The organism is Pantoea sp. E956-1, from assembly GCF_982223955.1.
Genome location: NZ_CEUYZP010000001.1, coordinates 1339310 through 1364864, shown reverse-complemented (window position 1 = coordinate 1364864; position 25555 = coordinate 1339310). Strand labels below are relative to the sequence as shown.

Genomic DNA, 25555 nt, shown 5'->3' with positions numbered 1-25555 from the left:
AATCAGTTCCGCCTTTCCGGCATCGCATTTACAGGAGTTCTCATGAAAGCTGTTCGTTCCACGCTACTGATCGCCGCTGTTGTACTGAGCGGCTGTGCCAGTTCGGGTTCCGGCGCTGACAGCAGCCAGCAGGCAAGCTGGTGGAATCCGCTGACGTATCACTGGTCTTCGGCGCTGCCGTGGAACTGGTTCGGTTCCTCGCTGAGCGCGACTGAACAGGGTGTGGGCGGGTTAACTGCCTCGACCGCCATGAAAGAGGACGCGATTAATGCCGGACTCAACGGTGACTATAGCCTGCGTCAGGGCATGCGCAGCCAGAATGGTCAGGTAGTCTCTTTCTGGCAGGCGCTGGATGATGGCAACGTTAAGCTGGTGATTTACGGGCAGTCGCAGGTCGAACGTATTGAGGTCATGGACAGCGCAATCGCCAGCAGCGATGGAAGCAAAGTGGGCGATGCCTTCAGTAATAAGTTCAGCAAAGCCTTCGACAACTGCACCTTAGCCAGCGGCACCGATGCGCGTGACGTGGCGTGCCGTGCGCCTGGCAGTCAGCATCTGACCTATGTTTATCAGGGTGACTGGCATGGACCGGAGGGATTAATGCCCTCTGACGATACGCTGAAAAGCTGGAAAATCAGCAAGATTGTCTGGCAGCGTTAATCCCTCGTCTTCAGCGCGCCGCCCGTCAGGCGGCCGCTGAGCCTTCCAGACCCTTGCCGCCGCCCGTGGCACGGGATTTCTCCTCCCCATCGGCTTTTGCTGATTTCTGCATAAATACTGCCGTTGTCTTATGCTTTTTTCGACTTTGAAATCATCAAACGATATATAAAACCGTTACTGGTTTTCACTGAGTTATAAATAAACTGGTGCCTCAGCGGGTGAGATCCGCATCAAACTTTTTCAGGGTGCCAAATGACATTACAAGCGATGAAAAAAATCGTGAGCGGTATCGCGTTGTCGCTGAGCCTGGCCGGCGCAGCCAATGCCACTGAACTTCTTAATAGCTCTTACGATGTTTCGCGGGAGCTGTTTGTCGCCCTGAATGCTCCCTTCGTTAAACAGTGGGATGCCAGCCATCCCGGCGATCCCCTGACCATTAAGATGTCGCACGCCGGTTCATCGAAGCAGGCGCTGGCTATCCTGCAGGGACTGCGCGCGGATGTCGTCACGTACAATCAGGTTACGGATGTGCAGGTGCTGCACGATAAAGGCAACCTGATTGCCGCAGACTGGAAAAGCCGTCTGCCGAATAACAGCTCGCCTTTCTACTCCACCATGGCGTTTCTGGTGCGCAAAGGGAATCCAAAACAGATTCACGACTGGTCAGATTTGACCCGCAGTGATGTGAAGCTGATTTTCCCGAATCCGAAAACCTCCGGTAATGGCCGCTATACCTATCTGGCCGCCTGGGGCGCAGCGGATAAAGCGGACGGGGGCGATCAGGCCAAAACCCGTGCCTTTATGACGCAATTCCTGAAAAACGTTGAAGTGTTCGACACCGGCGGTCGCGGTGCGACCACGACCTTTGCTGAGCGTGGCCTGGGCGACGTATTAATTAGCTTTGAGTCCGAAGTGAATAACATCCGCAACCAGTACGGCAAAGATGAGTATGAAGTGGTGGTGCCGAAAACCAATATTCTGGCGGAGTTTCCGGTGGCATGGGTGGATAAAAACGTCGCCACCAATAAAACCGCTGATGCGGCCAGCGCTTATCTGAACTATCTCTACACGCCTGAAGCGCAGAATATTATTACTCACTACTACTATCGCGTGAACAATCCACAGCTGATGGCGGAGCAGAAAGATCGCTTCCCGCAGACCAGTCTGTTCCGGGTGGAAGAGGCGTTTGGCGGCTGGGATAAAGTAATGAAGACGCACTTCGTCAGCGGCGGTGAGCTCGATAAGTTATTAGCGGCGGGGCGCGGATAATGTTTGCAGCCAGCCAGAAACGTGTGTTGCCCGGCTTTGGTCTCAGCCTCGGCACCAGCCTGCTCTTTACCTGTCTGATCCTGCTGCTGCCTATCAGCGCAGTGATCATGCAGCTGTCACAGATGACGCTGCAACAGTACTGGGATGTGGTGACCAATCCGCAGCTGATTGCCGCCTATAAAGTCACGCTGCTCTCTGCAGGCGTCGCCTCGCTGTTTAATGCGGTGTTCGGCATGCTGATGGCATGGATCCTGACCCGTTACCGTTTTCCGGGCCGGACGCTGCTGGATGGCCTGATGGATCTGCCATTTGCCCTGCCTACGGCGGTGGCAGGTCTGACCCTGGCCGGACTCTTTTCGGTCAACGGCTGGTATGGACAGTGGTTTGCTCAGTTCGACATCAAAATCTCTTACACCTGGCTTGGTATCGCCATCGCCATGGCCTTTACCAGCATTCCGTTTGTGGTGCGTACCGTACAGCCGGTGCTGGAAGAGTTAGGTCCGGAGTATGAAGAGGCGGCCGAAACGCTGGGTGCCACGCCGTGGCAGAGCTTCCGACGCGTCGTGTTGCCGGAAGTGGCACCGGCGCTGCTCGCCGGAACGGCGCTCTCCTTTACCCGCAGCCTGGGTGAATTTGGTGCGGTGATCTTTATTGCCGGTAACATCGCCTGGAAAACGGAAGTCACCTCGCTGATGATTTTTGTCCGGCTGCAGGAGTTTGACTATCCGGCGGCCAGCGCCATCGCCTCGGTGATCCTGGCGGCATCGCTGATTCTGTTATTTGCGATTAACACATTACAGAGCCGCTTTGGCCGTCGTCTGGGAGGTCACTAATGGCTGAGGTTTCACAAATTAATCACGTTGCCCGTCAGCCAGTGAACTGGGGCAAGTGGCTGCTGATTGGCATCGGCGCGCTGATCTCGATTCTGCTGCTGGTGGTGCCGATGGCCTCCATCTTCTGGGAAGCGCTGAATCAGGGGCTGATTGTCGCTCTCAGCAATCTGGCGGATCCGGACATGCTGCACGCCATCTGGCTGACCGTAATGGTGGCGCTGATCACCGTACCGGTTAACCTGGTGTTCGGCACGCTGCTCGCCTGGCTGGTGACGCGCTTTACCTTTCCGGGGCGTCAGTTGCTGCTGACCCTGTTTGATATTCCTTTTGCCGTGTCACCGGTCGTGGCCGGTCTGATGTATCTGCTGTTCTGGGGGGTTAATGGCCCGGCAGGCGGCTGGCTGGATGCGCATAACATCCAGATTATGTTTGCCTGGCCTGGCATGGTGCTGGCGACGGTGTTTGTGACCTGTCCGTTTGTGGTGCGCGAACTGGTCCCGGTGATGCTGAGTCAGGGCAGTCACGAAGATGAAGCGGCGGTGTTGCTGGGCGCCTCTGGCTGGCAGATGTTCCGCCGCGTTACGCTGCCGAACATTCGCTGGGCGCTGCTGTATGGCATCGTGCTGACCAACGCCCGTGCGATTGGTGAATTTGGTGCGGTCTCGGTGGTATCGGGATCGATTCGCGGTGAGACCTACACGTTACCGCTTCAGGTTGAATTATTGCATCAGGACTACAACACCGTTGGCGCGTTTACCGCGGCCGCCCTGTTAACCCTGATGGCAATTGTGACGCTGTTTCTGAAAAGTATTGTGCAGTGGCGTTTAGAGCAACAGCACAAACGCCTGCAACAGGAGGGAAATCATGAGCATTGAGATTAACAAGATCAACAAATCCTTTGGTCGCACATCGGTGCTGAACGATATCTCTCTGGATATTGCCTCGGGTGAAATGGTGGCGCTGCTTGGCCCATCAGGCTCGGGTAAAACCACGCTGCTGCGCATCATTGCCGGGCTGGAGCATCAGAACAGCGGTCAAATCCGTTTTCATGGTAACGATGTCAGCCGCCTGCATGCGCGCGATCGCCAGGTCGGTTTTGTCTTCCAGCACTACGCGCTGTTCCGTCATATGACGGTATTCGACAACATCGCCTTTGGCCTGACCGTGCTGCCACGTCGTGAGCGTCCTTCCACGGCGGAGATCAAACAGCGTGTTACCCGCCTGCTGGAGATGGTGCAGCTGGCCCATCTGGCGAATCGCTTCCCGGCACAGCTGTCGGGCGGCCAGAAACAGCGTGTGGCGCTGGCGCGTGCGTTAGCGGTTGAACCACAAATTCTGCTGCTGGATGAACCCTTTGGCGCGCTGGATGCTCAGGTGCGTAAAGAGCTGCGCCGCTGGCTGCGTCAGCTGCATGAAGAGCTGAAATTTACCAGCGTGTTCGTGACTCACGACCAGGAAGAGGCGATGGAAGTGGCGGATCGCGTGGTGGTGATGAGCCAGGGCAACATTGAACAGGTCGGCACGCCAGATGATGTGTGGCGCGATCCGGCGACCCGTTTTGTGCTGGAATTCCTGGGTGAAGTGAACCGCTTTGATGGCGAGATTCAGGGATCGCAGTTCCACGTCGGCGCGCACCACTGGCCGCTGGGCTATACCTCGGCCCACCAGGGCGCGGTTGAGTTGTTCCTGCGTCCTTGGGAAATCGACGTGTCACGCCGTAGCAGCCTCGAAACCCCGCTGCCGGTACAGGTACTGGAAGTCAGTCCACGCGGACACTTCTGGCAGCTTGTTGTCCAGCCTACTGGCTGGCAGAGCGAGCCGGTCTCAGTGGTGTTTGAAGGTGAGCAGACAGCGCCGATTCGCGGCGAGCGTCTGTTTGTTGGCTTGCAGCAGGCGCGTCTCTATAAGGGCGATACGCCACTGCGCGCAGTTGCCTTTGCACAAAGCGCCTGATATTTTCTCATCAACACCGGGCGGGAGTGTCACTTCCGCCTTTTTTTCGCATCTGGTTTTGTAAGATGCCAGGAATTGCACCGTGACAACTCTCGAAAATACCATCGGCAATACCCCGCTGATTAAGTTGCAGCGCCTGACGCCCGCCAACGGCAGTGAGGTCTGGCTCAAACTGGAAGGCAATAATCCGGCCGGTTCGGTAAAAGATCGCGCAGCCTGGTCGATGATCAATCAGGCGGAGCTGCGTGGTGATATTGCACCCGGCGATCAGCTGATTGAAGCCACCAGCGGCAACACCGGGATTGCGCTGGCGATGATCGCGGCGATGAAAGGCTACCGACTTCGCCTGCTGATGCCCGACAACATGAGTCAGGAGCGGCAGGACGCGATGCGCGCTTACGGCGCAGAGTTAATACTGGTGCCACGTGAACAGGGCATGGAGGGTGCACGCGATCTGGCGCAGGCGATGGCGGCGCGCGGTGAAGGCCGGGTGCTGGATCAGTTCAATAATCCCGACAACCCGCTGGGCCACTATCAGACCACCGGCCCGGAGCTGTGGCAGCAGTCGAATCAGCGCATGACCCATTTTGTCTCCAGCATGGGCACCACCGGCACCATTACCGGTGTGGGACGTTATCTGAAAGAGCACAACACGGGCGTTCAGGTGATCGGTTTACAGCCGAGTGAAGGCAGCAGCATTCCGGGCATTCGTCGCTGGCCGCTGGCTTATCTGCCGGGGATCTACCGTCCCGATCTGGTGGATGATGTGATAGATATGACGCAAAAGGAAGCGGAAGAGACGATGCGGGCGCTGGCACGCCGCGAAGGCATTTTCTGTGGCGTTAGCTCAGGCGGCGCAGTGGCGGGTGCGCTGCGTATTGCGCAGGCTCATCCGGGCAGCGTGGTGGTAGCGATCGCCTGCGATCGCGGCGATCGTTATCTCTCTACCGGACTCTATCATCAGTAATCTCTGCTGATGCTGACACCAGGCCTGTGCGCGCATTTGCTGCCCACAGGCCTTTTTTTCAGCCAGGATTTCCCGTGCCAGATAGACTGAATCTGTAAGGATCGCGTAAATCAGGCTGCGCGAATGCCCGGCACAGGCCAAAATAGCGCCAATTCTGTCGAGAGATAACCATGAAAATTTTGCTTGTTGATGATGATGTTGAATTAGGCACGATGTTAAGTCAGTACCTGATCGGGGAAGGGTTTGACGCCCAGCTGGTTCTGACCGGCAGCGCCGGCGTGCAGGGCGCGTTATCGGGAGAGTTCACCGCCATGATTCTGGACATTATGCTGCCCGACATGAGCGGCATTGATGTGTTGCGTCAGGTGCGCCAGAACAGCCGGATACCGGTGATTATGCTGACCGCCAAAGGCGATAATATTGATCGCGTGATCGGTCTGGAGATGGGCGCGGATGACTATATGCCCAAGCCCTGCTATCCCCGCGAACTGGTGGCGCGGCTGCGCGCCGTATTGCGGCGTTTTGAAGAGCAGGCGCCACAGCCAGATGCCAGAGAGCCGCTGCGCTGGGGGGAGCTGATGCTTAATCCCGCCACCCGCATCAGCGAATGGCAGGGTAGAACCTTCGATCTCACGGCATCAGAATTTAATCTTTTGGATCTGCTGCTGCGTGCGCCGGACCGGGTGGTATCAAAAGATGAACTCTCCGAAAAGGGACTTGGTCGCCCGCGTGAAGCCTATGACCGCAGCGTCGATGTGCATATCAGTAACATTCGTCAGAAGCTCAGTGCCTTAACCGCTGACAGCATTAACATCGAAACCGTTCGCAGCATCGGTTACCGTATTCGATGAAGCAGAGTTACCGTGGACGCATGTTCTGGAAGATCTTTATCGGCTTCTGGATCGTTTTTGTCATCATGAGCCAGCTGATCTGGCTCGGCTTTACGCTCTCCGGTAAACGGCATGAACCGCCTGAACTCGTGGCTATTCGTCGTATTGTGGATCTGCAGATGACCTCCGCCGCGTCAGTGCTGGAGCGGGGCGGGCCTGATGCGCTGAATGCGATGCTGTCGGACTGGGATAACAGCGACCGGCAGTTCTTCCACGTCACCCAACAGACAAAACCGTCACAATCAGAAAATAGCGGCAACCTGGATATCAAAGGGCGCTTTCCTGAAGAGGTGGTGCGCTGGGTTCGCGGTGCGGATGGCAAAGCCTATCAGCTGCGCTACGACCTGGATGGCATGCGTAAAGACAGCACGCTGAACATGATGCCGCGCAAATTTCTGAATATTCCTGAACCGATGTTTGTCTTCGCCGGCTCGGTGGGGTTGCTGTTCAGTCTGCTGCTGGCCTGGAATCTGACGCGACCTATGCGTCAGCTGCGGGAAGGATTTTCCCGCGTGGCTGAGGGTGATTTAAGCGTGCGGCTGTTTCCGATCATGCGTAAGCGCCACGACGAGATCTCAAACGTCGCTGAAGCCTTTGACGCCATGGTCGAGCGGCTCGACACCCTGGTGCGCGCCCGTGAAGAACTGTTGCATGATATCTCACATGAACTTCGTTCACCGCTGGCCCGACTGCAACTGGCGACCGGGCTGGCCAGACAGACGCCAGAAAGTGTGAACAGTTCGCTTGATCGCATTGATGAAGAGGCGCGTCGGCTGGACAAGATGATCGGTGAACTGCTCACCCTGTCGCGGGCTGAGCATGAAAGCATCCCGGATGAACAATATTTTGATCTGACCGGCTTGCTGCAGGCGGTCATCACTGATGTCCGTTATGAAGCGCAGATCCCTGGCGTGCAGGTAGAGTTGCAGGTCGACGATCGGGCCGATTACACCGTGCGGGGCAATGCAGAGCTGATACGGCGCGGAGTCGAGAATGTGTTACGCAACGCGCTGCGCTTCTCTCTGCCAGGGCAGCGGATTGAGGTTCATCTGTGCGCAGAACAGCAGTGGCTGGCGATTCAGGTGCGCGATCAGGGGCCGGGTGTCGATGAGGAGAAACTCTCCAGCATCTTTGACCCGTTTGTGCGGGTTAATTCGCCGCTGATGGGCAAAGGCTATGGTCTGGGACTGGCTATCGTGCGAAAGGTAGTGCTGGCGCATCATGGTGAGGTCGAGGCCCGGAACCGGCCAGAAGGCGGACTGGAACTGACGCTGCGTCTGCCGCACTGGCAGCCCTGACACGGCGCGCAACAGAAACGATAACGGCACCCGTGGGTGCCGTTATGTTATGAACGAATGCTTACTTTCTGATGCGAATCACCGGCGTTTCGCCGACGGTGACCTGGCCTGACAGCTTAATCAATTCCTTGATTTCATCCATGTTGGAGATGACAACCGGTGTCAGGGTTGATTTCGCTTTCTCTTCCAGCAACGGCAGGTCGAACTCGATAACCACGTCGCCTTTTTTGACCTTCTGGCCTTCTTCAGCGATGCGTTTGAAGCCTTCACCTTTCAGTTCAACCGTATCGATACCGAAGTGAACGAACAGTTCAATGCCATTGTCTGATTCGATCGAAAAAGCGTGATTGGTTTCAAAAATCTTGCCGATAGTGCCATCAACAGGGGCAACCATTTTGTTGCCGCTGGGCTTGATCGCAATACCGTCGCCCACGATTTTTTCTGCAAACACCACATCTGGTACGTCTTCAATGTTCACGATTTCGCCTGACAGAGGCGCTACGATGTCAATTGTCCCAGCGCTATCCGTTTTTTCGCCAAAAAGTTTAGAAAACAAACCCATGATCTTCTCCTAAGCAGTAATTTGGGGCCAGCATCATGCAGATTAGCAGAGCGTTTTTTCTTTAATGAACTTGTTAACCAGGTTCATTAAGTCTTCCGCTGTCGGTTGAGCCAGTGCCTGCTCTGCCAATGCCTTCGCATCTTCAAAATTAGTATTACGAATGATTTTCTTGATGCCAGGGATAGAAATGGCACTCATGCTGAACTCGTCCAGCCCCATTCCCAGTAACAGTAGTGTAGCACGTTCATCACCTGCCAGCTCACCACACATGCCGGTCCATTTACCTTCAGCGTGAGATGCATCAATGACTTGCTTGATTAAGTTAAGCACAGACGGCGTCATTGGGTTGTACAGGTGCGAGATCAAATCATTACCACGATCGACCGCCAGAGTATACTGCGTCAGATCGTTTGTCCCAATACTGAAGAAGTCGACTTCCTTCGCCAGATGATGAGCAATCACGGCTGAAGCCGGGGTTTCCACCATGATGCCGACTTCGATGCTCTCATCAAAGGCTTTACCTTCTTCACGCAACTGCGCTTTCAGCAGCTCCAGTTCCGCTTTCAGGCTGCGTACTTCTTCAACCGAAATAATCATCGGGAACATGATGCGCAGTTTACCGAAAGAGGAGGCGCGCAGGATGGCACGCAGCTGCGCATGCAGAATCTCTTTGCGGTCCATGGCGATACGGATAGCGCGCCAGCCGAGGAACGGGTTCTCTTCTTTTGGCAGGTTCATGTAAGGCAGATCTTTATCGCCGCCGATGTCCATGGTACGCACGATAACCGCCTGTGAACCCATGGCTTCAGCGACGGCTTTGTACGCCTGGAACTGCTCTTCTTCGCTTGGCAGGGAGTCACGATCCATGAACAGGAATTCGGTGCGGTAGAGACCCACGCCTTCAGCGCCGTTACGCTCAGCACCAGCGATATCGCGCACGGTACCGATGTTGGCGCAGACTTCAACCTGATGACCATCCAGCGTGACGGCTGGCAGATCTTTCAGCTTGGCTAATTCATGTTTTTCCGACAGATACTGGTTCTGTACGGCTTTCAGCTCTTCCTGAATCGCTTCTGAAGGATTGACGTGAATCGCATTGTTAACGCCATCCAGAATCAGGAAATCGCCATTTTTAACCGTGACGGTCACATTGCCGGTACCGACAATGGCTGGGATCTCCAGCGAGCGCGCCATAATTGAGGTATGTGAGGTACGGCCACCCAGATCGGTGATAAAGCCCAGCACCTTCTTCAGGTTCAGCTGTGCAGTTTCTGACGGCGTTAAATCTTTTGCCACCAGGATGGATTCGTCCGGAATAGCGCTCAGGTCAACGATATGCAGACCGAGGATGTTTTGCAGCAGACGCTTACCGATGTCGCGTACGTCAGCTGCACGCTCTTTCAGATATTCGTCATCTAACTCCTCCAGTGCTTTCGCCTGGCCATCAATGACCGAGTAGGCAGCAGCATCGGCAGAAGCGTGATCTTTTTTGATCAGGTCGATGATTTCCTGCTCCAGCTCTTCATCTTCCAGCAACATAATGTGGCCTTCGAAGATCGCTGCTTTCTCTTCACCGAGGGTTTCACCCGCTTTGACGCGAATCGCTTCCAGTTGTAATGCCGCTTTGCTGCGGCCATCGAGGAAGCGCTGGACTTCCTGCTCAACCTGGTCATCAGAAATTTTCTTGCGGTTGATGACGATCTCGTCTTCTTTCAGCAGCAGTGCTTTGCCGAAAGCGATACCTGGTGATGCTAAAATGCCTGAAATCATAACGCTACCTTTTAATCACGATGGCTGATGGGACTCTGTGCGGTGCCATTGTCGCGGGACACGTACTCTACGAAAGCAATAACGCGGACAGGTTGTCCGCGATCAAGATGTTTGCACTCAATGGCGCAGAGGAGTCGATTGGCTGGCGAACTGAGCGGAGATTACTCCAGTTCAGCCATCAGTTTGACCAGATGCTCAACTGCTTTCTGCTCGTCTTCACCTTCCGCGGAAAGGGTCACAACCGTTCCCTGGGTCAAACCCAGTGTCTGCAGCTTGAACAGGCTTTTCGCGCTTGCTGATTTACCGTTAGAGGTCACGGTAATTTCTGACTGGAAAGCTTTGGCTTCTTTAACGAATTGCGCAGCTGGGCGAGTATGCAGACCGTTTGGTGCAGTAATGGTAACTTCTTGCTGGAACATTCTATTTCCCCAACGTTATCAGGATGAGTGTTATGAATCTAAAGTCTAGCCTGGAGCCTTTACTTTAGCCTGTGTAGGTGCGCGGGTATAGCTTCATGCTGACCAAAGACGCGCATGCGTCAAATCTACAGTCCGTTGCGTCTCAAAACCGATTCTACACGTCACCGGTTAATTATGCCGTGATTCGCCGTTTCACTGAATCTGTAAATCGATTCAGCTTGATCCACTTCAAACGCGGATTAATTTCAGGCATCGAAATAATTGGCAGTCTAAATACCAGAGCGGCGTCACTGAAATCAATCTGCGGGGTAATGAAAGTGAGATCTGCACCACAAAAAAGCACCCGATTGGGTGCTTTTTTCTCCATTTTCGGACTATCGGCCTCTGCTACTGCAGCTCTTTTTCAGTGAAGAGATCGGCAAACAAGGCGGTGCTCAGATAGCGTTCGCCGGAAGAGGGGAGGATCACCACAATATTTTTGTTGGCGAAGGCTTCATCTTCCTGCAGCTTCAGCGCCGCAGCAACGGCAGCACCGGATGAGATCCCGGCCAGAATACCTTCCTCTTCCATCAGCTGACGCGCCGTACTGATCGCTTCTTCGTTGGAGATGGCTACAACGCGGTCAACCAGATTCAGCTCAAGGTTCCCCGGAATAAAGCCTGCGCCGATACCCTGAATTTTATGTGGGCCGGGCTTGATCTCCTCGCCCGCCAGCGCCTGAGCAATCACTGGCGAATCGGTCGGTTCAACCGCGACGGTAATCAGATCTTTCTTGCCTTTGGTATTTTTGATGTAGCGGCTCACGCCGGTCAGCGTACCGCCGGTGCCGACACCGGCAATAAAGACATCCACTTCGCCGTCCGTGTCTTCCCAGATTTCCGGGCCGGTGGTCTTTTCATGGATTTCCGGGTTGGCCGGGTTGCTGAACTGCTGCAGCAGCACATATTTATCCGGATTGCTGGCAACAACCTCTTCAGCTTTGCTGATGGCACCTTTCATGCCTTTGCTGCCTTCGGTCAGTATCAGCGTCGCGCCCAGCGCCTTCAGCAGCTTACGGCGTTCCACTGACATGGTTTCTGGCATCGTCAGCGTTAATTTATAACCGCGCGCTGCGGCGACATAGGCCAGAGCAATACCGGTATTGCCGCTGGTCGGTTCAACCAGTTCAACACCCGGTTTCAGAATACCGCGTTTTTCTGCGTCCCAAATCATATTGGCACCGATACGGCATTTTACGCTGAAGCTCGGGTTACGGGATTCAACTTTCGCAAGGATGCGGCCGTTACCGATGCGGTTCAGTCGAACCAATGGCGTATGACCAATTGTCAAAGAGTTGTCTTCATAGATCTTACTCATAGCCTGCCCTTAACTGTATGAATTATTGGGAACCCTATGAGCATACCTGTTCTGCCTGGGGGCGGAAGGAAAGAAATCGCATATCTATATGTCGCCCGGCAATAAGCCCTGCTGAAAAGAGCATAAGGCGCACTGATCATTCTAGCGCACTTCACTGCGTGCCAGCTGTGGCCGGTAGCGATCGACCCACATGGCGGTGGCACCGCAGACGGCAACCGGCATGATCACGAGGTTCAGAACCGGAATCATGGTGAACAGACTGATTAGTGCGCCAAACTGCATATTGGCCGTTTTGTGCTGACGCAGGGCGTTGCGCATCTGCTGAAAAGGCACTTTATGGTTATCGAACGGGTAGTCGCAATACTGGATGGACAACATCCAGGCGCTGAACAGAAACCACAGCACCGGCGCAACGGTCTGGCCAAAGCCAGGAATAAAATAGAGCAGCAGCAGACCCAGCGCGCGGGGCAGGTAATAACCCAGTTTTTGCAACTCTCGCTTCATGATGCGTGGCACATCTTTAATCATCCCAGCCCAGCCGCTGTCCGGCAGGGGCTTGCCTGTCAGACGGCCTTCGAGCTGTTCTGCCAGCAGGCCGCAAAACGGGGCGGCAATCAGGTTAGCCAGTGTCGAGAAGAAGTAGCTAAACACCAGTACAATCGCAATTACCGACAGCGGCCATAACAGATAGCTCAGCCACTGCAGCCAGTCTGGAATATGGGCCATCAGGCGCGGGATCCAGTCACCGAGACGATAGAAAAGCCAGATAAATGCGCCACCCAGCATCACGATATTAATCAGCAGCGGCATCACCACGAAGCGGCGAATGCCAGGCAGACGCACCAGTTTCCAGCCCTGGCTAAAGTAGTGCATGCCGTTAAAATTTGAGACGGAATTCTCAAGGGCCATAGAGCCAGTTCTCCTGAAGGTGTTAAGGCGCGCCCACTATAACCTGGCTTTTTCTCCAGGCCAGGTGCCGTTTGGGTAAAAAAACAGCGAAAAAGCGTGGGTTGCCTATCTTATTTGTCAGAAAATAGTGCACAGACTTGCACTTGTGTAGCAGGGCAAATACAGTTAGGGGATAAAGTTTGCCGCGGTGGCAAGGTATTGGAACAACAGAGAATACAATGATGCAGGATTTGCGTCTGATATTAATCGTTGTTGGCGCGATCGCCATTATAGCGCTCCTTCTTCACGGGCTGTGGACCAGCCGTAAAGAGCGTTCGTCAGTGTTCCGCGATCGCCCGCACAAACGTCTAAAACAACGTGATGAAAATGATGAGCAGGACCTGATTGACGACGAAGATGATGGCGTCGGCGAGGTTCGCGTTCGTTCTGATCGCAACGTACATCAGGAACCGCGTTTCGATGAGATTCGCGAGCCACAGCCAGAAGCGCCGCGTAAGCCAGCGCCCGCTGAGCCTGTGCGTCAGCCTGCGCCACGACCCGCACCGCAACCTGAAACTGAAAGCGATCCGCTTTTTAACACGGCACCGCAGCCTGCGCCGCAGCCACGCCCTGAACCGGTTCGTCAGCAGCCCGCACCCACTTTTGTTGCGCCGCCTGTTCAGGCTGACCCGTTGCTGGATCTCGATCCGCTGGAATCTGTACAGCCCGCACCGCAGTACCAGGCAGAACCTGAGCCGCAGCCTGAAGTGACATCCGCGCCGGCACAGCCTGCTGCTAAAGCGCCAGCGGAAAAACCGAAAGAAGCGGTACTGGTGCTGCATGTTGCCGCCCATTCTGGCGGTGAACTGAATGGTGAGGCACTACTGCAGGGTATTCTCCAGGCGGGCTTCCAGTTTGGTGAAATGAACATTTTCCATCGTCATCTCAGTCCGGCTGGCAGCGGCCCGGTATTGTTCAGTCTGGCCAATATGGTTAAGCCGGGCTCGTTCAATCCTGATCTGATGACCGATTTCAGCACGCCTGGCATCTCTATCTTTATGATGGTGCCTTCCTATGGCGATGCGAATCAGAACTTCAAGCTGATGCTGCAGTCGGCACAGCGTATCGCTGATGATGTGGGCGGCGTGGTGCTGGACGATGAGCGTCGCATGATGACGCCACAGAAGCTGGAAACTTACAAAGCGCGTATCCGCGATGTGGTTGGCGTCTGAGACCTGCGCTAACCGCTATCTGAATTGTTAAAACAAACCCCCGCCTGTCGGGGGTTTTTTATCTGATGGGGCTTTATGAAATCCGTCCAGGATCACATCACCGAACTGCGCACCACGTTGCGCCATCATGAATATCTCTATCACGTTATGGATGCGCCGGAAGTGCCGGATGCTGAATACGATCGTCTGATGCGTGAGCTGCGTCAGCTGGAAGAAGAACATCCCGATCTCATTACGCCGGACTCGCCCACACAACGCGTGGGTGCCGCGCCGCTGACGGTCTTCGAGCAGGTACGCCATGAAGTCCCGATGTTGTCGCTGGATAATGCCTTTGATGAAGCCACGTTTATGGCCTTCAACAAGCGGGTACAGGATCGGCTGAAAAGTAGTGAAGACATAACCTACTGCTGCGAACTCAAGCTTGATGGCGCTGCGGTCAGCCTGATGTATGAAAATGGCTTGCTGGTTCAGGCGGCAACGCGCGGTGACGGCACCACCGGCGAGAACATTACCGCCAATGTCCGCACCATTCGCGCTATCCCGCTGCGGCTTAAAGGCGACAACATTCCGGCACGGCTGGAAGTGCGTGGCGAAATATTTATGACGCAGCGCGGCTTTGAAAAGCTGAATGAAGAAGCTCGCCGGACTGATGGCAAAGTCTTTGCTAATCCGCGCAATGCAGCAGCAGGCTCTCTGCGTCAGCTGGATCCGCGCATTACCGCCAAACGTCCGCTGACCTTCTTCTGCTACGGTTTTGGTTTGCTGGAAGGCGGTGAGATGCCGCACAGTCACATGGGGCGTCTGCAACAGTTTAAAGCCTGGGGCCTGCCGGTCAGTGACCGTATCAAGCTGGTGCACAACGCAGAAGAAGCCCTGGCTTTCTATCGTGATATCGAACAACAGCGTCCGAATCTGGGTTTTGATATTGATGGCGTCGTGATCAAAGTCGATTCACAGGAACTGCAGGAAAAGCTGGGCTTTGTGGCGCGCGCGCCGCGCTGGGCGATTGCCTTTAAATTCCCGGCACAGGAACAACTGACCTGGGTGCGGGACGTCGAATTTCAGGTTGGTCGCACCGGGGCTATCACACCGGTGGCTCGCCTGGAGCCGGTGCAGGTCGCCGGCGTGATCGTCAGCAATGCCACGCTGCATAACGCGGATGAAATCGAGCGGCTGGGATTACGCATCGGCGATCGGGTGGTCATTCGCCGCGCCGGTGATGTGATCCCGCAGGTGGTCAACGTGGTGATGGCCGAGCGACCTGAACAGACGCGTGAAGTCCTGTTTCCGGCACACTGTCCGGTCTGTGGTTCCGAGGTAGAACGGGTCGAAGGGGAATCGGTCACGCGCTGCACAGGCGGTTTAATCTGCGGTGCTCAGCGCAAAGAGGCGCTGAAGCATTTTGTCTCGCGCCGGGCGCTGGATGTTGATGGCATGGGCGATAAGATTATCGACCAGCTGGTAGAGAAAGAGTACGTCAACACACCAGCGGATCTGTTCCGTCTCACGGCGGGCAAACTGACCGGACTGGATCGCATGGGGCCGAAATCGGCGCAAAACGTTGTCGACGCGCTGGAGAAAGCGAAATCGACTACGCTGGCGCGTTTCCTCTATGCGCTGGGTATCCGTGAAGTGGGTGAAGCCACCGCTGCCAATCTGGCTAACCATTTTGGTGAGTTGCAGAAGGTCATGGATGCCGATCTTGAGGCGCTGATTGCGGTGCCGGATGTCGGCAAAGTCGTTGCGGCTCACGTGCGCAACTTCATGGAAGAGGAGAGCAACCGTGAGGTTATCCGCCAGCTGGTCGAAGATATCGGCATTCACTGGCCGCAGGTGGTGGTGGTAAGAGCCGAAGAGATCGACAGTCCGTTCGCCGGTAAAACGGTGGTGCTGACCGGCTCACTGTCGCAGATGAACCGCGATGATGCCAAAGCGCAGCTGATCGCGCTGGGTGCAAAAGTCAGCGGAAGCGTCTCGAAGAAAACCGATTTGCTGATTGCCGGTGAAGCGGCCGGTTCAAAACTGGCGAAAGCAGAAGAGCTTGGCATTGAAGTGATTGATGAAGCGGAAATGATCCGCCTGCTGGGAGCCTCAGATGGATGAACATCAGCTGGTAGCGATAGCCAATACGCCTATGCCGTTTGGTAAATATAAGGGGCGGATGCTGATCGATCTGCCTGAGCCTTATCTGCTGTGGTTTGCCCGCAGTGGGGACTTTCCGTCTGGTCTGCTGGGTGATCTCATGCAACTCACCCTGACAATAAAAATTGAGGGTCTGGAAGGGTTAGTTAAACCGCTTCAGACCCGCAAGTAACGCTGCCCGCACTGGCGGGCAGCCGATCTATTTCTGAGACTCCATCACCGAATCTTTAACCTGCACAGCCTGCTGCTTCTCATTGGTCTTCTTATAACGCCCGGCAATAAATGAGCAGACCATTAGCTGTACCTGATGGAAAATCATCAGCGGCAGCACAATAATCCCCACGGTACTGGCCGGGAACAGAATATTCGCCATCGGTACGCCATTCGCCAGACTCTTCTTCGAACCACAAAACAGCACCACAATCTCATCGGCGCGTTTAAAGCGGAACAGGCGCGAGGCCAGCAGGTTGATAATCAGCACGGCGGTCAGCAGAATAATTGAGCCTGCCACAATCCACAGCAGCGTAATTAACCCAACGCGATGCCAGATGCCATTAACCACCGCTTCACTGAAGGCGGAGTAGACCACCAGCAGAATGGAGGTCTGGTCAGTTTTGCCAATCAGGCTGCGATGCTTCTCAACCCAGCCACCGATCCAGCGCCGTGAGAGATGTCCCAGCACAAAAGGTACCATCAGTTGCAGCATAATTTTACCGATCTGCTCCAGTCCATCGCTGGGTGCGGCGCTGCTGTGAATATCCATCACCAGGTTCACCAGCAACGGCGAAATAAACACACCCAGCAGGCTAGATGCAGAGGCGCTGCATACCGCTGCCGCAACGTTACCGCCCGCCATGGAGGTAAACGCGATAGCGGATTGCACGGTCGCAGGCAGGATACAGAGGTAGATAAAGCCGGTATAAATTTCCGGGCCGACATTAACCGGATGCCACCAGACCAGCAGCAGACCCAGCGCCGGAAACAGCACAAAGGTGCTGAACATAATCCACAGATGTAACTGCCAGTGACTGCTGCCTGAGATGATCTTTTCACGCGACAGTTTGGCACCATGCATAAAGAACAGCAGCGCTATCGCTGCCGTCGCGAGATAGCTGAAGATATCAACGTAGATCCCTCTGGCTGGCAGGAAAGAGGCCAGCAGCACGGTGATGATGAGTTTAATCATCATCGGATCGAGTTTTAAAAATCCCATTGTTAAATTCCGGTAAATTTTTCAATAGCGCGATTGTGCGTGAAACCTGTTTAGAAATAAAATTGATTTATTGAATTAATCTATGAGCAGAATCGATGAATTATACCCTGCGTCAGCTACGAACCTTTATTGCGGTGGCACACTATGGCGGATTCAGCCAGGCGGGGCAGGCGATAGGTCTGAGTCAGTCGGCGGTCAGCCACAGTATTAAAGAGCTGGAAGCGGAAACCGGCGTGCGGTTGCTGGATCGAACCACCCGTGAGGTGATGCTGACTGAAGCGGGAAAACAGCTGGCGTCACGCATGGAGCGACTGCTGGAGGAGATTCATACCACGCTGCTGGATATCCGCAGTTTTGGCGAACAGCGCAGTGGTACCGTCAGAGTGGCAGCCAGCCAGACCATTTCCGCTCATCTGATGCCGCAATGTCTGGCCGCCAGCCAGCAGCACTTTCCTGATATCAAAGTGATACTGCACGATCGCGCCCAGCAGTGGGTGCTGCAAAGTGTGCGTAACGCCGAAGTCGATTTCGGGATTGTCATTGGGCCACTCAGCGACAGCGATTTTGACAGCATCGCGATTCTGGATGAGCCTTTCCTGCTGCTATGCCGTGATGATGATCCGCTGGCGCAGGTGGAAAGGGCAGAATGGTCAATGCTGGATGGCCGCACCATGGTGCTTCAGGACTATGCTTCCGGCAGTCGGGTCCTCATTGATGCGGCGATGCAGCAGCAGAATATCAGGGCTGAAGTCGTTCAGGAGATTGGTCATCCCGCTACGCTATTTCCGATGGTACAGGTGGGGATCGGCATCAGTATTCTGCCCGCGCTGGCGTTACCGTTGCCGGCTGATCGCGCATTAACGGTGCGGCGTCTCTATCCGGAAATCAATCGCAGCCTGACGCTGATCAAGCGTAAAAACCGCTCGCTGACGCCTGCTGCCGAAGCAATCTGGCAGGAGGTGCGCCAGCAGGCGACGCTGCTGGCGCAACAACGCGAGGCCAGGCCCGCATTTTAGATGTAGACATCAATTTTGTTGGTGTCGGTAGGGCGGTTAATCCCGTCCGCTTTGCTCTCACTGACAGGCGAGCTGTCACTCTTTGGCTGATCCTGCTCGGCCTGCTTCTGTTCCAGCTGAGCAATCTGTGCCTGCAGCATGGTGATTTGTGACTGATACATCTGCTGCATTTCAGACTTCTGTTCGTCAGTCAGTTCTTTGTTGTCCGCCAGCTCCTTGACCTGCGTTAAGACATTCTGAATCTGTTTATTTAGTGCCGCGACCTGCGAGGCAACGCTGCCGCCACCGCTGTCACCGCCACTGACTGCACTGCTTAAAATTCCGGAAATTGAAGACATCATTTTCTCCCTGTAAGTTGTCAGATACGTTATCGGCACGCTGTGAAACGACTTGAGAGCTGAAATTGTTAAGGTTGCGAAACGGCGGGATTTTATCTTTTACGTCACTGTCAGTGCAGCAGGAACAAAACAGGCACCAAAAAGGACTAACAGACAACAGATAAGTTTAAAGCGAGGGGAGCACAGGCTTGTAGCAAAGCATCGTGGGACAGGGACAAAAACGCAAAGTGTTCGCCCGTCTGCGGGCGCACCTCAGGGATGAGGTACGTAATCGCCCACGCTGAGCCTGCCATGGATGGCGTTTTTGCGTCTTTGCGAAAGGCCTGTGCTCCCTGAGCCAGCACACTTTTTAAAGCCTGAAGTCGCAGAAAAGGTCAGTTCAGCAGAAACGAAAAAAGCGCCATAAAGGCGCTTTTTTCTGAATTGGTGGGTCGTGCAGGATAGCCTCGGCCCGTCGTGGGCCTCGCCCTGCGGGTGATGCTGTCGCATCAGCCTGAATCGCTCCTGGCGATTCAGTCGAACCTGCAGCAGGTTCTCACCCTGCACGGTAAAGTCCGTGCCCCGGAAACGAAAAAAGCGCCATAAAGGCGCTTTTTTCTGAATTGGTGGGTCGTGCAGGATTCGAACCTGCGACCAATTGATTAAAAGTCAACTGCTCTACCAACTGAGCTAACGACCCGAAGTGGTGGGTGATGACGGGTTCGAACCGCCGACCCCCTCCTTGTAAGGGAGATGCTCTACCAACTGAGCTAATCACCCACTTCGTACTTCAATACTACTAACAGGCAAGATATGGTGGGTGATGACGGGTTCGAACCGCCGACCCCCTCCTTGTAAGGGAGATGCTCTACCAACTGAGCTAATCACCCATATCTTCATACCTGTTCACTGCGGGCCACGCTGTTAAGAGTGGTGGGTGATGACGGGTTCGAACCGCCGACCCCCTCCTTGTAAGGGAGATGCTCTACCAACTGAGCTAATCACCCCCGCTGTGTGGAGTCGCATTATAGGGATAGTTGATTTTGAGTCAACGCTTTTTAAAACATAAATGTGCGTTCGGTTTATTTTTAAACACCCTGTCGCGCTTTTAGTCAATGTGCTGGTTTTACTGGCAGAAAAGCCGCTTTTCCCGGACGGCAACCGCCGGGCATGCATTGAGGATTCACCGTCAGATGCTAGAATATGCCCACTGTTTTTCGCGTCTAACCTGTTTTTTGTCATCCAGACAGAGAACCCGCGCATCTAAGGCAATACTCAATGAAAATCAAAACACGCTTCGCGCCCAGCCCGACTGGCTATCTGCATGTAGGTGGCGCCCGTACCGCACTTTACTCCTGGCTCTTTGCCCGTCACAACCAGGGCGAGTTTGTGCTGCGCATTGAAGATACCGATCTGGAGCGCTCCACGCCGGAAGCTATTGAAGCCATCATGGATGGCATGAACTGGCTCAGCCTTGACTGGAATGAAGGCCCTTACTACCAGACAAAACGTTTTGATCGCTACAATGCGGTCATTGATGAAATGCTGGCAGCGGGCACAGCCTATAAATGCTACTGCTCAAAAGAGCGTCTGGAAGCCCTGCGTGAAGAGCAGATGGCTAACAACGAAAAGCCGCGTTATGACGGCCGCTGCCGTGACAGCCATGAACACCATGCAGACGATGAGCCATGCGTTGTGCGTTTCCGTAATCCGCAGGAAGGTTCGGTCATCTTTGACGACCAGATCCGTGGCCCGATTGAGTTCAGCAACCAGGAACTGGATGATCTGATTATCCGCCGTACCGATGGTTCGCCAACCTACAACTTCTGCGTTGTTGTGGATGACTGGGATATGGGCATCACCCATGTGATTCGCGGCGAAGACCATATCAACAATACGCCACGTCAGATCAATATCCTCAAAGCGATTGGTGCGCAGGTTCCGGTCTATGCCCACGTTTCAATGATCCTGGGCGATGATGGCAAAAAGCTTTCCAAACGTCATGGCGCAGTCGGGGTGATGCAGTATCGTGATGATGGCTACCTGCCAGAAGCGCTGCTCAACTACCTGGTTCGTCTGGGCTGGTCACATGGCGATCAGGAAATCTTCAGCGTGGCCGAAATGGTTGAGCTGTTTACCCTGGATGCGGTCAGTAAGTCTGCCAGTGCGTTCAACACTGAGAAATTGCAGTGGCTGAACCATCACTATATCAATACGCTGCCGCCAGAATATGTGGCGACACATCTGCAGTGGCATATTGAAGAGCAGAAAATTGATACCCGCACGGGCCCGGAACTGGCGAAGCTGGTTGGTCTTTTAGGCGAGCGCTGCAAAACGCTGAAAGAGATGGCTGCATCCTGCCGCTACTTTTATGAAGACTTTGCAGAGTTTGATGCCGATGCCGCGAAGAAACATCTTCATCCGGTAGCGCGTCAGCCGCTGGAAGTGGTGCGCGATAAGCTGGCCGCCATTAACGAGTGGACAGCTGAAAATGTGCATCAGGCTATTCAGAGCACCGCAGATGAGCTGGAAGTCGGGATGGGTAAAGTGGGCATGCCGCTGCGTGTGGCCGTGACCGGTGCCGGTCAGTCACCCGGACTGGATGTCACCGTGGAAGCGATAGGCCGCAGCCGCAGCGTTGCCCGTATTGAGCAGGCGCTGGCCTTTATCAGTGAGCGTGAAGCGCAGGCTTAATAAACAGAGCCGGAAGCTTAACGCTTCCGGTTTTTACTCTTCAGTAATATTCAGACGCTGCAGAATGCCTTTAATACCTATCCGTAATATCAGCGCTGAAAGCTGCGCCTGTTCAGCCTGACTCATTTGCGGAACCGCATTCACCAATAGTGCCGTCAATGAATCTGCCGAAACCGTGTACATAGCAGTAGGTTCCTGCAGGCTACGCGTCGAATGGATAAATGTTTCTACGCGATCATCAACATGGATCAATCGCGCCTTGCCGCCCTGAATGCCGGGTCTGGGCTGGGTGGTCCAGTTTTCGCGCTTAATCCATTTGTTCACTGTCTGTCTGCTCAGGCCGGTCTCTGAGGCAAGCTCTTCGGGCGTTAGCCATTCCTTTTTCACAATACCTTCCCTGATAAATACACCTTACTCTTCGCTGATGCCCAGTCGCTGCAAAACGCCTTTTATCCCTTCGCGTAAGATTAGTGCAGTGAATTGATCCTGCTCGTCCTGAGTCATTTGCTGAATGGAACTTATTAATAATGCAGGTAATGAATTGGACGGAGTGCCGTAAGTTGCCGTCGGCTCGTTAAGGTTACGGGTCGACTGAATAAAACTTTTTACGCGCTCATCAATGTGAATCAGTCGGGCTTTACCGCCTTGCACACCGGGCTTCGGCGTGGTCGTCCAGTTTTCCCGCTTGATCCATTTATTCACCGTTTGCCGACTGTAACCCGTCTCTGCAGCCAACTCTTCGGGGGTAAGCCATTCCTTTTTCACGATGCAGTCCCTGATTAATACATTAGCAGGACATATTACAGCAAAACGTAACGGGGGAAAGTAACTGAAGCTGAAATTGCCTTTTGTCTCTCGACAAAAGGCAAAACATCATTACTGAGGATTACTGGCGGGTTCAGCGGCAGGACGGAATGCAAGGAAATAGGCCAGACCAACGAACACGGCACCACCGACGGCATTACCTGAGAAGACGGCAACAAAGTTAGGGAAGTACTCTGCCCAGCTCATCTGACCGGCAAAAATGGCGGCCGGAATAATAAACATGTTGGCGACGACGTGCTGGAAGCCAATGGCCACAAATGCCATCACCGGGAACCACATGCCGAAGATCTTGCCGACCACATCTTTACTGGCAAAGGCCAGCCATACCGCCAGGCAAACCAGCCAGTTACAGCCGATGCCGGAAATAAAGGCGTGCAGAAAATCAGCGTGGACTTTTGCAGAAGCGATAGCCACAGTCTTCTTCAGGTAATCGCCCTCGGTCATACCCAGCATATGACCAAAGAACCAGGCGACAGCCACGCTGCCGATAAAGTTAGCCAGGGTAACCCAGAACCAGTTGCGCGCCACGCTCATAAAGCTGATGCGACGGGCGAACCAGGCCACCGGTAAGGTCATCATATTGCCGGTCAGCAGCTCACCACCCGCCAGTACGGTCATGATGATCCCCACCGGGAAGACCGCGGCACCCAGAAGGCCGCCAAAAGAGCCCCATTCAGCGGGCAGGGTGTTGATCACGTGAAGATCCAGCAGGAAGCCGGTCGCAATAAATGCGCCCGCCATAAAGCCGAGAATCAGAAGGATGCTGACAGGTGCACGGCTTTTAGCCACGCCTGACTGGATCGCCAGTTGTGCGATTTCTTTAGGTGTATGCAGCGACATAGTATCTCAGTAGTTTTTTTATGATTAATGGGACGATAACGCCTGGTGGACGCGTGGTACGCGGGAGAGGGTCCCGGCGACCACTTAATTAGCGGGCTAAGTTTTGCATGCGAAAAAGACGATGACAAGAAAATTCCTATAACATATTTAACCGTGAATTAACCTGACGTCAGGCTGAATAACAGTTAAAAAACGGTCCTGTGTGAACAGACACGATTTTCCCCTGCAGCATGCTGCTGAAACTTCGCAGGTTGCCGCCTTTTTCAGCGATCAAACAGAGAATGTCATTTTGCCGTTGACACCCCGGAGGGGGTTTCATATTATGCCGTCCGTCGCTTAACGCGACAGTTTTTCGGTTCGGGGCTATAGCTCAGCTGGGAGAGCGCCTGCATGGCATGCAGGAGGTCAGCGGTTCGATCCCGCTTAGCTCCACCAAACTTCCTCCCAGAAGTTTGGCACTGAAAAACGATTCCAGATGTGGGGGTATAGCTCAGCTGGGAGAGCGCTTGCATGGCATGCAAGAGGTCAGCGGTTCGATCCCGCTTATCTCCACCATTTTCTGACACGCCGTTGTCAAAATCCTTTCTGATTAATCTCTTATTCGCCAGTTGCTGCGGATCCCAACGCTATTGCTTTGCCATTCACGCTGCTGCGCACGCTTAAATACGTTATTACCGGCATGACCCGCCATAACATCCGATGCTGTTTGCGGGACGCTGTGCCGCCTGTCGTGCACGGTCTGAAGGCAGATGTGACATGTGCCATGAAAGAGTTAACGCGGGAAAGGGAATTCAGCGGGAAGCAGAGCAGGAAGAGAAGGGCGAGACCTGCTCGCCCTTTGATGCTTAGAATCGTGCTTAGAACGCCAGAACCAGACCGGCGATAGCGGCGGAAAGCACGCTGACCAGCGTAGAGCCGTACAGCAGCTTCAGACCAAAGCGGGAAACTACGTTGCCCTGTTCTTCGTTCAGACCTTTAATCGCACCGGCCACGATGCCGATAGAAGAGAAGTTGGCGAACGAGACCAGGAACACAGACAGAATACCTTCTGAATGTGGCGACAACTGACCCGCGATTTTCTGCAGATCCATCATGGCAACAAACTCATTCGACACCAGCTTGGTCGCCATAATACTGCCGACCTGCAACGCTTCGCCAGCAGGCACGCCCATCACCCAGGCAAACGGATAGAAGACAAAGCCGAGAACGCCCTGGAAGGAGATGCCGAAGATCAAATCAAACAGCGCATTCAGACCTGAAATCAGCGCGATAAAACCAATCAGCATGGCGGCAACGATAATCGCGACGCGGAAACCGGCCAGGATATATTCGCCCAGCATCTCAAAGAAGCTCTGGCCTTTGTGCAGATCCTGCAACTGCAAATCTTCTTCGTTCTCTACACGATAAGGGTTGATCAGCGACAGCACGATAAAGGTGCTGAACATGTTAAGCACCAGCGCGGCGACCACATACTTTGGCTGCAGCATGGTCATGTAGGCCCCGACGATCGACATCGATACGGTCGACATCGCGGTCGCGGCCATGGTGTACATGCGGCGCTGTGACATTTTGCCCAGGATATCTTTATAGGCGATGAAGTTTTCTGATTGTCCCAGTATCAGAGAACTCACGGCGTTGAAAGATTCCAGTTTTCCCATGCCATTCACTTTCGACAGTACGGTACCGATGCCGCGAATTACCCATGGCAGGATACGGAAATGCTGCAGAATACCGATCAATGCAGAGATAAAGACGATAGGGCACAATACGTTAAGGAAGAAGAAGGCCAGGCCTTTGTCGCTCATGTTGCCGAAGACGAAGTTGGTACCCTCTGCGGCATACTTCAGCAGATGGTCAAAGAAGCCCGCGAATCCTTTGACGAAACCGAGTCCCGCTTCTGAGTTGAGGAAGAACCAGGCGAGCACAATTTCAATCACCAGTAGCTGTATAATGTAGCGAATGCGAATACTTTTACGATCGTGACTGACCAGCAAGGCGAGTATCCCGACCACCACCAGTGCTAAAAGAAATTGCAAAATATGGGACATGGTTGCTCCAAATTTGAGGAGGGTTGTATTTTGTTGCGTATTCTATGTAACGCGTTACTTAAAAACGAGATCTGAACCACAATATAAGTATTCGCTATCGCTATATTTTCCAGAAAAGTTCCAGAGATCACGTCCTGTTTACAAATCCTTCACTCCAGATAACCACATAATTATTGTCTGAATTTTACACCGGGCGTAAAGTGACACTATCGCTCACATTTTTAGCAATCACATCCTTTACTGTAATGTATAGCAATGGCTATACTTTATAGCAGCATCTATTACACCGATAACAATAAACGAATTTCACTTGCACCTGCTAACCCCTAAGCTGCCGGGGCAGGCAAATGTTCAGACAGGGTA

General features: G+C 54.0%; 24 protein-coding genes, 6 tRNA genes and 1 other RNA gene. 15 read left to right on the top strand and 16 right to left on the bottom strand.

Features of this window, described 5'->3' with window-relative positions; all coding sequences use genetic code 11:
- Positions 1-42 precede the first annotated feature (42 nt).
- The 8 genes from AC0T7J_RS06540 to AC0T7J_RS06505 all read left to right on the top strand — a co-directional run bounded on the left by AC0T7J_RS06540 (position 43) and on the right by AC0T7J_RS06505 (position 7870).
- Positions 43-660, top strand: coding sequence for an RpoE-regulated lipoprotein (locus tag AC0T7J_RS06540; protein WP_473792956.1), 618 nt, complete (start codon positions 43-45; stop codon positions 658-660).
- Positions 661-912: 252 nt separating this feature from the next.
- The gene (locus tag AC0T7J_RS06535; protein WP_473792954.1) at positions 913-1929 is read left to right on the top strand and encodes a sulfate ABC transporter substrate-binding protein; all 1017 of its coding nucleotides are present in this window, start codon (positions 913-915) and stop codon (positions 1927-1929) included.
- Positions 1929-2762, top strand: a complete 834-nt coding sequence (gene cysT, locus AC0T7J_RS06530) for a sulfate/thiosulfate ABC transporter permease CysT (RefSeq protein WP_473792952.1) — start codon at positions 1929-1931, stop codon at positions 2760-2762. The genes AC0T7J_RS06535 and cysT overlap by 1 nt, the downstream gene beginning before the upstream one ends.
- Positions 2762-3637, top strand: a complete 876-nt coding sequence (cysW, locus tag AC0T7J_RS06525) for a sulfate/thiosulfate ABC transporter permease CysW (protein WP_473792950.1) — start codon at positions 2762-2764, stop codon at positions 3635-3637. Before cysT ends, cysW begins: the two co-directional genes overlap by 1 nt.
- Entirely contained in the window at positions 3627-4715 is a 1089-nt protein-coding gene (cysA, locus tag AC0T7J_RS06520) for a sulfate/thiosulfate ABC transporter ATP-binding protein CysA (protein ID WP_473792948.1), read from the top strand. The genes cysW and cysA overlap by 11 nt, the downstream gene beginning before the upstream one ends.
- A gap of 82 nt (positions 4716-4797) precedes the next feature.
- Positions 4798-5682: a cysteine synthase CysM gene (gene cysM, locus AC0T7J_RS06515; RefSeq protein ID WP_473792946.1), complete on the top strand. Its 885-nt coding sequence runs from the start codon at positions 4798-4800 to the stop codon at positions 5680-5682.
- Positions 5683-5852: 170 nt separating this feature from the next.
- A complete protein-coding gene (locus AC0T7J_RS06510) occupies positions 5853-6533 on the top strand; it encodes a response regulator transcription factor (protein WP_473792944.1) in 681 nt (226 codons plus the stop codon).
- Positions 6530-7870 carry an ATP-binding protein gene (locus AC0T7J_RS06505; RefSeq protein ID WP_473792942.1) on the top strand — a complete coding sequence of 447 codons (1341 nt, stop codon included), beginning with the start codon at positions 6530-6532 and terminating at the stop codon, positions 7868-7870. The genes AC0T7J_RS06510 and AC0T7J_RS06505 overlap by 4 nt, the downstream gene beginning before the upstream one ends.
- A gap of 61 nt (positions 7871-7931) precedes the next feature.
- Here the strand turns inward: AC0T7J_RS06505 and crr are convergent, their stop codons facing one another.
- The 5 genes from crr to cysZ form a co-directional block, all read right to left on the bottom strand.
- On the bottom strand, positions 7932-8432 hold the full coding sequence (gene crr, locus AC0T7J_RS06500) for a PTS glucose transporter subunit IIA (RefSeq protein ID WP_008926530.1): 501 nt from the start codon (positions 8430-8432) through the stop codon (positions 7932-7934).
- Positions 8433-8474: 42 nt separating this feature from the next.
- Positions 8475-10202: a phosphoenolpyruvate-protein phosphotransferase PtsI gene (gene ptsI / locus AC0T7J_RS06495; RefSeq protein ID WP_003848857.1), complete on the bottom strand. Its 1728-nt coding sequence runs from the start codon at positions 10200-10202 to the stop codon at positions 8475-8477.
- A gap of 161 nt (positions 10203-10363) precedes the next feature.
- A complete protein-coding gene (gene ptsH / locus AC0T7J_RS06490; protein ID WP_003848868.1) occupies positions 10364-10621 on the bottom strand; it encodes a phosphocarrier protein Hpr in 258 nt (85 codons plus the stop codon).
- 387 nt (positions 10622-11008) lie between these two features.
- Positions 11009-11977, bottom strand: a complete 969-nt coding sequence (gene cysK / locus AC0T7J_RS06485; protein ID WP_473792939.1) for a cysteine synthase A — start codon at positions 11975-11977, stop codon at positions 11009-11011.
- A 141-nt stretch (positions 11978-12118) separates the two neighbouring features.
- Entirely contained in the window at positions 12119-12886 is a 768-nt protein-coding gene (gene cysZ, locus AC0T7J_RS06480) for a sulfate transporter CysZ (RefSeq protein ID WP_039390849.1), read from the bottom strand.
- Between the two features lie 218 nt (positions 12887-13104).
- On the opposite strand from cysZ, the gene zipA reads away from it, so the two are divergent.
- The 3 genes from zipA to AC0T7J_RS06465 all read left to right on the top strand — a co-directional run bounded on the left by zipA (position 13105) and on the right by AC0T7J_RS06465 (position 16411).
- On the top strand, positions 13105-14097 hold the full coding sequence (zipA, locus tag AC0T7J_RS06475; RefSeq protein ID WP_473792937.1) for a cell division protein ZipA: 993 nt from the start codon (positions 13105-13107) through the stop codon (positions 14095-14097).
- Positions 14098-14172: 75 nt separating this feature from the next.
- Complete coding sequence (gene ligA, locus AC0T7J_RS06470; protein WP_473792935.1) at positions 14173-16200, top strand: NAD-dependent DNA ligase LigA; 2028 nt, start codon at positions 14173-14175, stop codon at positions 16198-16200.
- Positions 16193-16411 (top strand): DUF3820 family protein, encoded by a 219-nt coding sequence (locus AC0T7J_RS06465; protein WP_003848878.1) that lies wholly within the window; start codon positions 16193-16195, stop codon positions 16409-16411. The genes ligA and AC0T7J_RS06465 overlap by 8 nt, the downstream gene beginning before the upstream one ends.
- A gap of 27 nt (positions 16412-16438) precedes the next feature.
- Here the strand turns inward: AC0T7J_RS06465 and AC0T7J_RS06460 are convergent, their stop codons facing one another.
- Entirely contained in the window at positions 16439-17452 is a 1014-nt protein-coding gene (locus tag AC0T7J_RS06460; RefSeq protein WP_473792933.1) for a bile acid:sodium symporter family protein, read from the bottom strand.
- Between the two features lie 95 nt (positions 17453-17547).
- On the opposite strand from AC0T7J_RS06460, the gene AC0T7J_RS06455 reads away from it, so the two are divergent.
- Positions 17548-18468, top strand: coding sequence for a LysR family transcriptional regulator (locus AC0T7J_RS06455; protein WP_010259882.1), 921 nt, complete (start codon positions 17548-17550; stop codon positions 18466-18468).
- On the opposite strand, the gene AC0T7J_RS06450 is transcribed toward AC0T7J_RS06455, so the two are convergent.
- From AC0T7J_RS06450 to AC0T7J_RS06425, 6 genes are all read right to left on the bottom strand, one after another.
- Positions 18465-18806, bottom strand: coding sequence for a FlxA-like family protein (locus tag AC0T7J_RS06450; protein WP_069026538.1), 342 nt, complete (start codon positions 18804-18806; stop codon positions 18465-18467). The genes AC0T7J_RS06455 and AC0T7J_RS06450 overlap by 4 nt on opposite strands.
- A gap of 424 nt (positions 18807-19230) precedes the next feature.
- Positions 19231-19366, bottom strand: a non-coding RNA gene (locus AC0T7J_RS06445) — RtT sRNA.
- Positions 19367-19409: 43 nt separating this feature from the next.
- Positions 19410-19485 (bottom strand) — tRNA-Lys (locus AC0T7J_RS06440).
- 4 nt (positions 19486-19489) lie between these two features.
- A tRNA-Val gene (locus tag AC0T7J_RS06435) sits at positions 19490-19565 on the bottom strand.
- 34 nt (positions 19566-19599) lie between these two features.
- Positions 19600-19675, bottom strand: a tRNA-Val gene (locus tag AC0T7J_RS06430).
- A gap of 41 nt (positions 19676-19716) precedes the next feature.
- Positions 19717-19792, bottom strand: a tRNA-Val gene (locus AC0T7J_RS06425).
- A gap of 271 nt (positions 19793-20063) precedes the next feature.
- Between AC0T7J_RS06425 and gltX the strand changes: the two genes are divergently transcribed.
- On the top strand, positions 20064-21479 hold the full coding sequence (gene gltX / locus AC0T7J_RS06420) for a glutamate--tRNA ligase (protein ID WP_473792931.1): 1416 nt from the start codon (positions 20064-20066) through the stop codon (positions 21477-21479).
- Positions 21480-21512: 33 nt separating this feature from the next.
- Here gltX and AC0T7J_RS06415 read toward each other — a convergent pair whose 3' ends face one another.
- The 3 genes from AC0T7J_RS06415 to AC0T7J_RS06405 form a co-directional block, all read right to left on the bottom strand.
- The gene (locus AC0T7J_RS06415) at positions 21513-21866 is read right to left on the bottom strand and encodes a YfeC-like transcriptional regulator (protein WP_473792930.1); all 354 of its coding nucleotides are present in this window, start codon (positions 21864-21866) and stop codon (positions 21513-21515) included.
- Positions 21867-21890: 24 nt separating this feature from the next.
- Complete coding sequence (locus AC0T7J_RS06410) at positions 21891-22244, bottom strand: YfeC-like transcriptional regulator (RefSeq protein WP_473792928.1); 354 nt, start codon at positions 22242-22244, stop codon at positions 21891-21893.
- A gap of 111 nt (positions 22245-22355) precedes the next feature.
- Positions 22356-23144 carry a formate/nitrite transporter family protein gene (locus tag AC0T7J_RS06405; RefSeq protein ID WP_473792926.1) on the bottom strand — a complete coding sequence of 263 codons (789 nt, stop codon included), beginning with the start codon at positions 23142-23144 and terminating at the stop codon, positions 22356-22358.
- A gap of 359 nt (positions 23145-23503) precedes the next feature.
- On the opposite strand from AC0T7J_RS06405, the gene AC0T7J_RS06400 reads away from it, so the two are divergent.
- Positions 23504-23579 (top strand) — tRNA-Ala (locus tag AC0T7J_RS06400).
- Positions 23580-23623: 44 nt separating this feature from the next.
- Positions 23624-23699, top strand: a tRNA-Ala gene (locus tag AC0T7J_RS06395).
- Between the two features lie 302 nt (positions 23700-24001).
- Here AC0T7J_RS06395 and AC0T7J_RS06390 read toward each other — a convergent pair.
- A complete protein-coding gene (locus tag AC0T7J_RS06390) occupies positions 24002-25192 on the bottom strand; it encodes a NupC/NupG family nucleoside CNT transporter (protein WP_010257844.1) in 1191 nt (396 codons plus the stop codon).
- Positions 25193-25555 lie beyond the last annotated feature (363 nt).

Excerpts from the sequence above, each read along its gene's own strand:
- AC0T7J_RS06540 (WP_473792956.1), top strand. The coding sequence starts at position 43 with ATGAAAGCTGTTCGTTCCACGCTACTGATCGCCGCTGTTGTACTGAGC.
- AC0T7J_RS06535 (WP_473792954.1), top strand. The coding sequence starts at position 913 with ATGACATTACAAGCGATGAAAAAAATCGTGAGCGGTATCGCGTTGTCG.
- cysT (WP_473792952.1), top strand. The coding sequence starts at position 1,929 with ATGTTTGCAGCCAGCCAGAAACGTGTGTTGCCCGGCTTTGGTCTCAGC.
- cysW (WP_473792950.1), top strand. The coding sequence starts at position 2,762 with ATGGCTGAGGTTTCACAAATTAATCACGTTGCCCGTCAGCCAGTGAAC.
- cysA (WP_473792948.1), top strand. The coding sequence starts at position 3,627 with ATGAGCATTGAGATTAACAAGATCAACAAATCCTTTGGTCGCACATCG.
- AC0T7J_RS06510 (WP_473792944.1), top strand. The coding sequence starts at position 5,853 with ATGAAAATTTTGCTTGTTGATGATGATGTTGAATTAGGCACGATGTTA.
- AC0T7J_RS06505 (WP_473792942.1), top strand. The coding sequence starts at position 6,530 with ATGAAGCAGAGTTACCGTGGACGCATGTTCTGGAAGATCTTTATCGGC.
- crr (WP_008926530.1), bottom strand. The coding sequence starts at position 8,432 with ATGGGTTTGTTTTCTAAACTTTTTGGCGAAAAAACGGATAGCGCTGGG.
- ptsI (WP_003848857.1), bottom strand. The coding sequence starts at position 10,202 with ATGATTTCAGGCATTTTAGCATCACCAGGTATCGCTTTCGGCAAAGCA.
- ptsH (WP_003848868.1), bottom strand. The coding sequence starts at position 10,621 with ATGTTCCAGCAAGAAGTTACCATTACTGCACCAAACGGTCTGCATACT.
- cysK (WP_473792939.1), bottom strand. The coding sequence starts at position 11,977 with ATGAGTAAGATCTATGAAGACAACTCTTTGACAATTGGTCATACGCCA.
- cysZ (WP_039390849.1), bottom strand. The coding sequence starts at position 12,886 with ATGGCCCTTGAGAATTCCGTCTCAAATTTTAACGGCATGCACTACTTT.
- zipA (WP_473792937.1), top strand. The coding sequence starts at position 13,105 with ATGATGCAGGATTTGCGTCTGATATTAATCGTTGTTGGCGCGATCGCC.
- ligA (WP_473792935.1), top strand. The coding sequence starts at position 14,173 with ATGAAATCCGTCCAGGATCACATCACCGAACTGCGCACCACGTTGCGC.
- AC0T7J_RS06465 (WP_003848878.1), top strand. The coding sequence starts at position 16,193 with ATGGATGAACATCAGCTGGTAGCGATAGCCAATACGCCTATGCCGTTT.
- AC0T7J_RS06460 (WP_473792933.1), bottom strand. The coding sequence starts at position 17,452 with ATGGGATTTTTAAAACTCGATCCGATGATGATTAAACTCATCATCACC.
- AC0T7J_RS06455 (WP_010259882.1), top strand. The coding sequence starts at position 17,548 with ATGAATTATACCCTGCGTCAGCTACGAACCTTTATTGCGGTGGCACAC.
- AC0T7J_RS06450 (WP_069026538.1), bottom strand. The coding sequence starts at position 18,806 with ATGTCTTCAATTTCCGGAATTTTAAGCAGTGCAGTCAGTGGCGGTGAC.
- gltX (WP_473792931.1), top strand. The coding sequence starts at position 20,064 with ATGAAAATCAAAACACGCTTCGCGCCCAGCCCGACTGGCTATCTGCAT.
- AC0T7J_RS06405 (WP_473792926.1), bottom strand. The coding sequence starts at position 23,144 with ATGTCGCTGCATACACCTAAAGAAATCGCACAACTGGCGATCCAGTCA.
- AC0T7J_RS06390 (WP_010257844.1), bottom strand. The coding sequence starts at position 25,192 with ATGTCCCATATTTTGCAATTTCTTTTAGCACTGGTGGTGGTCGGGATA.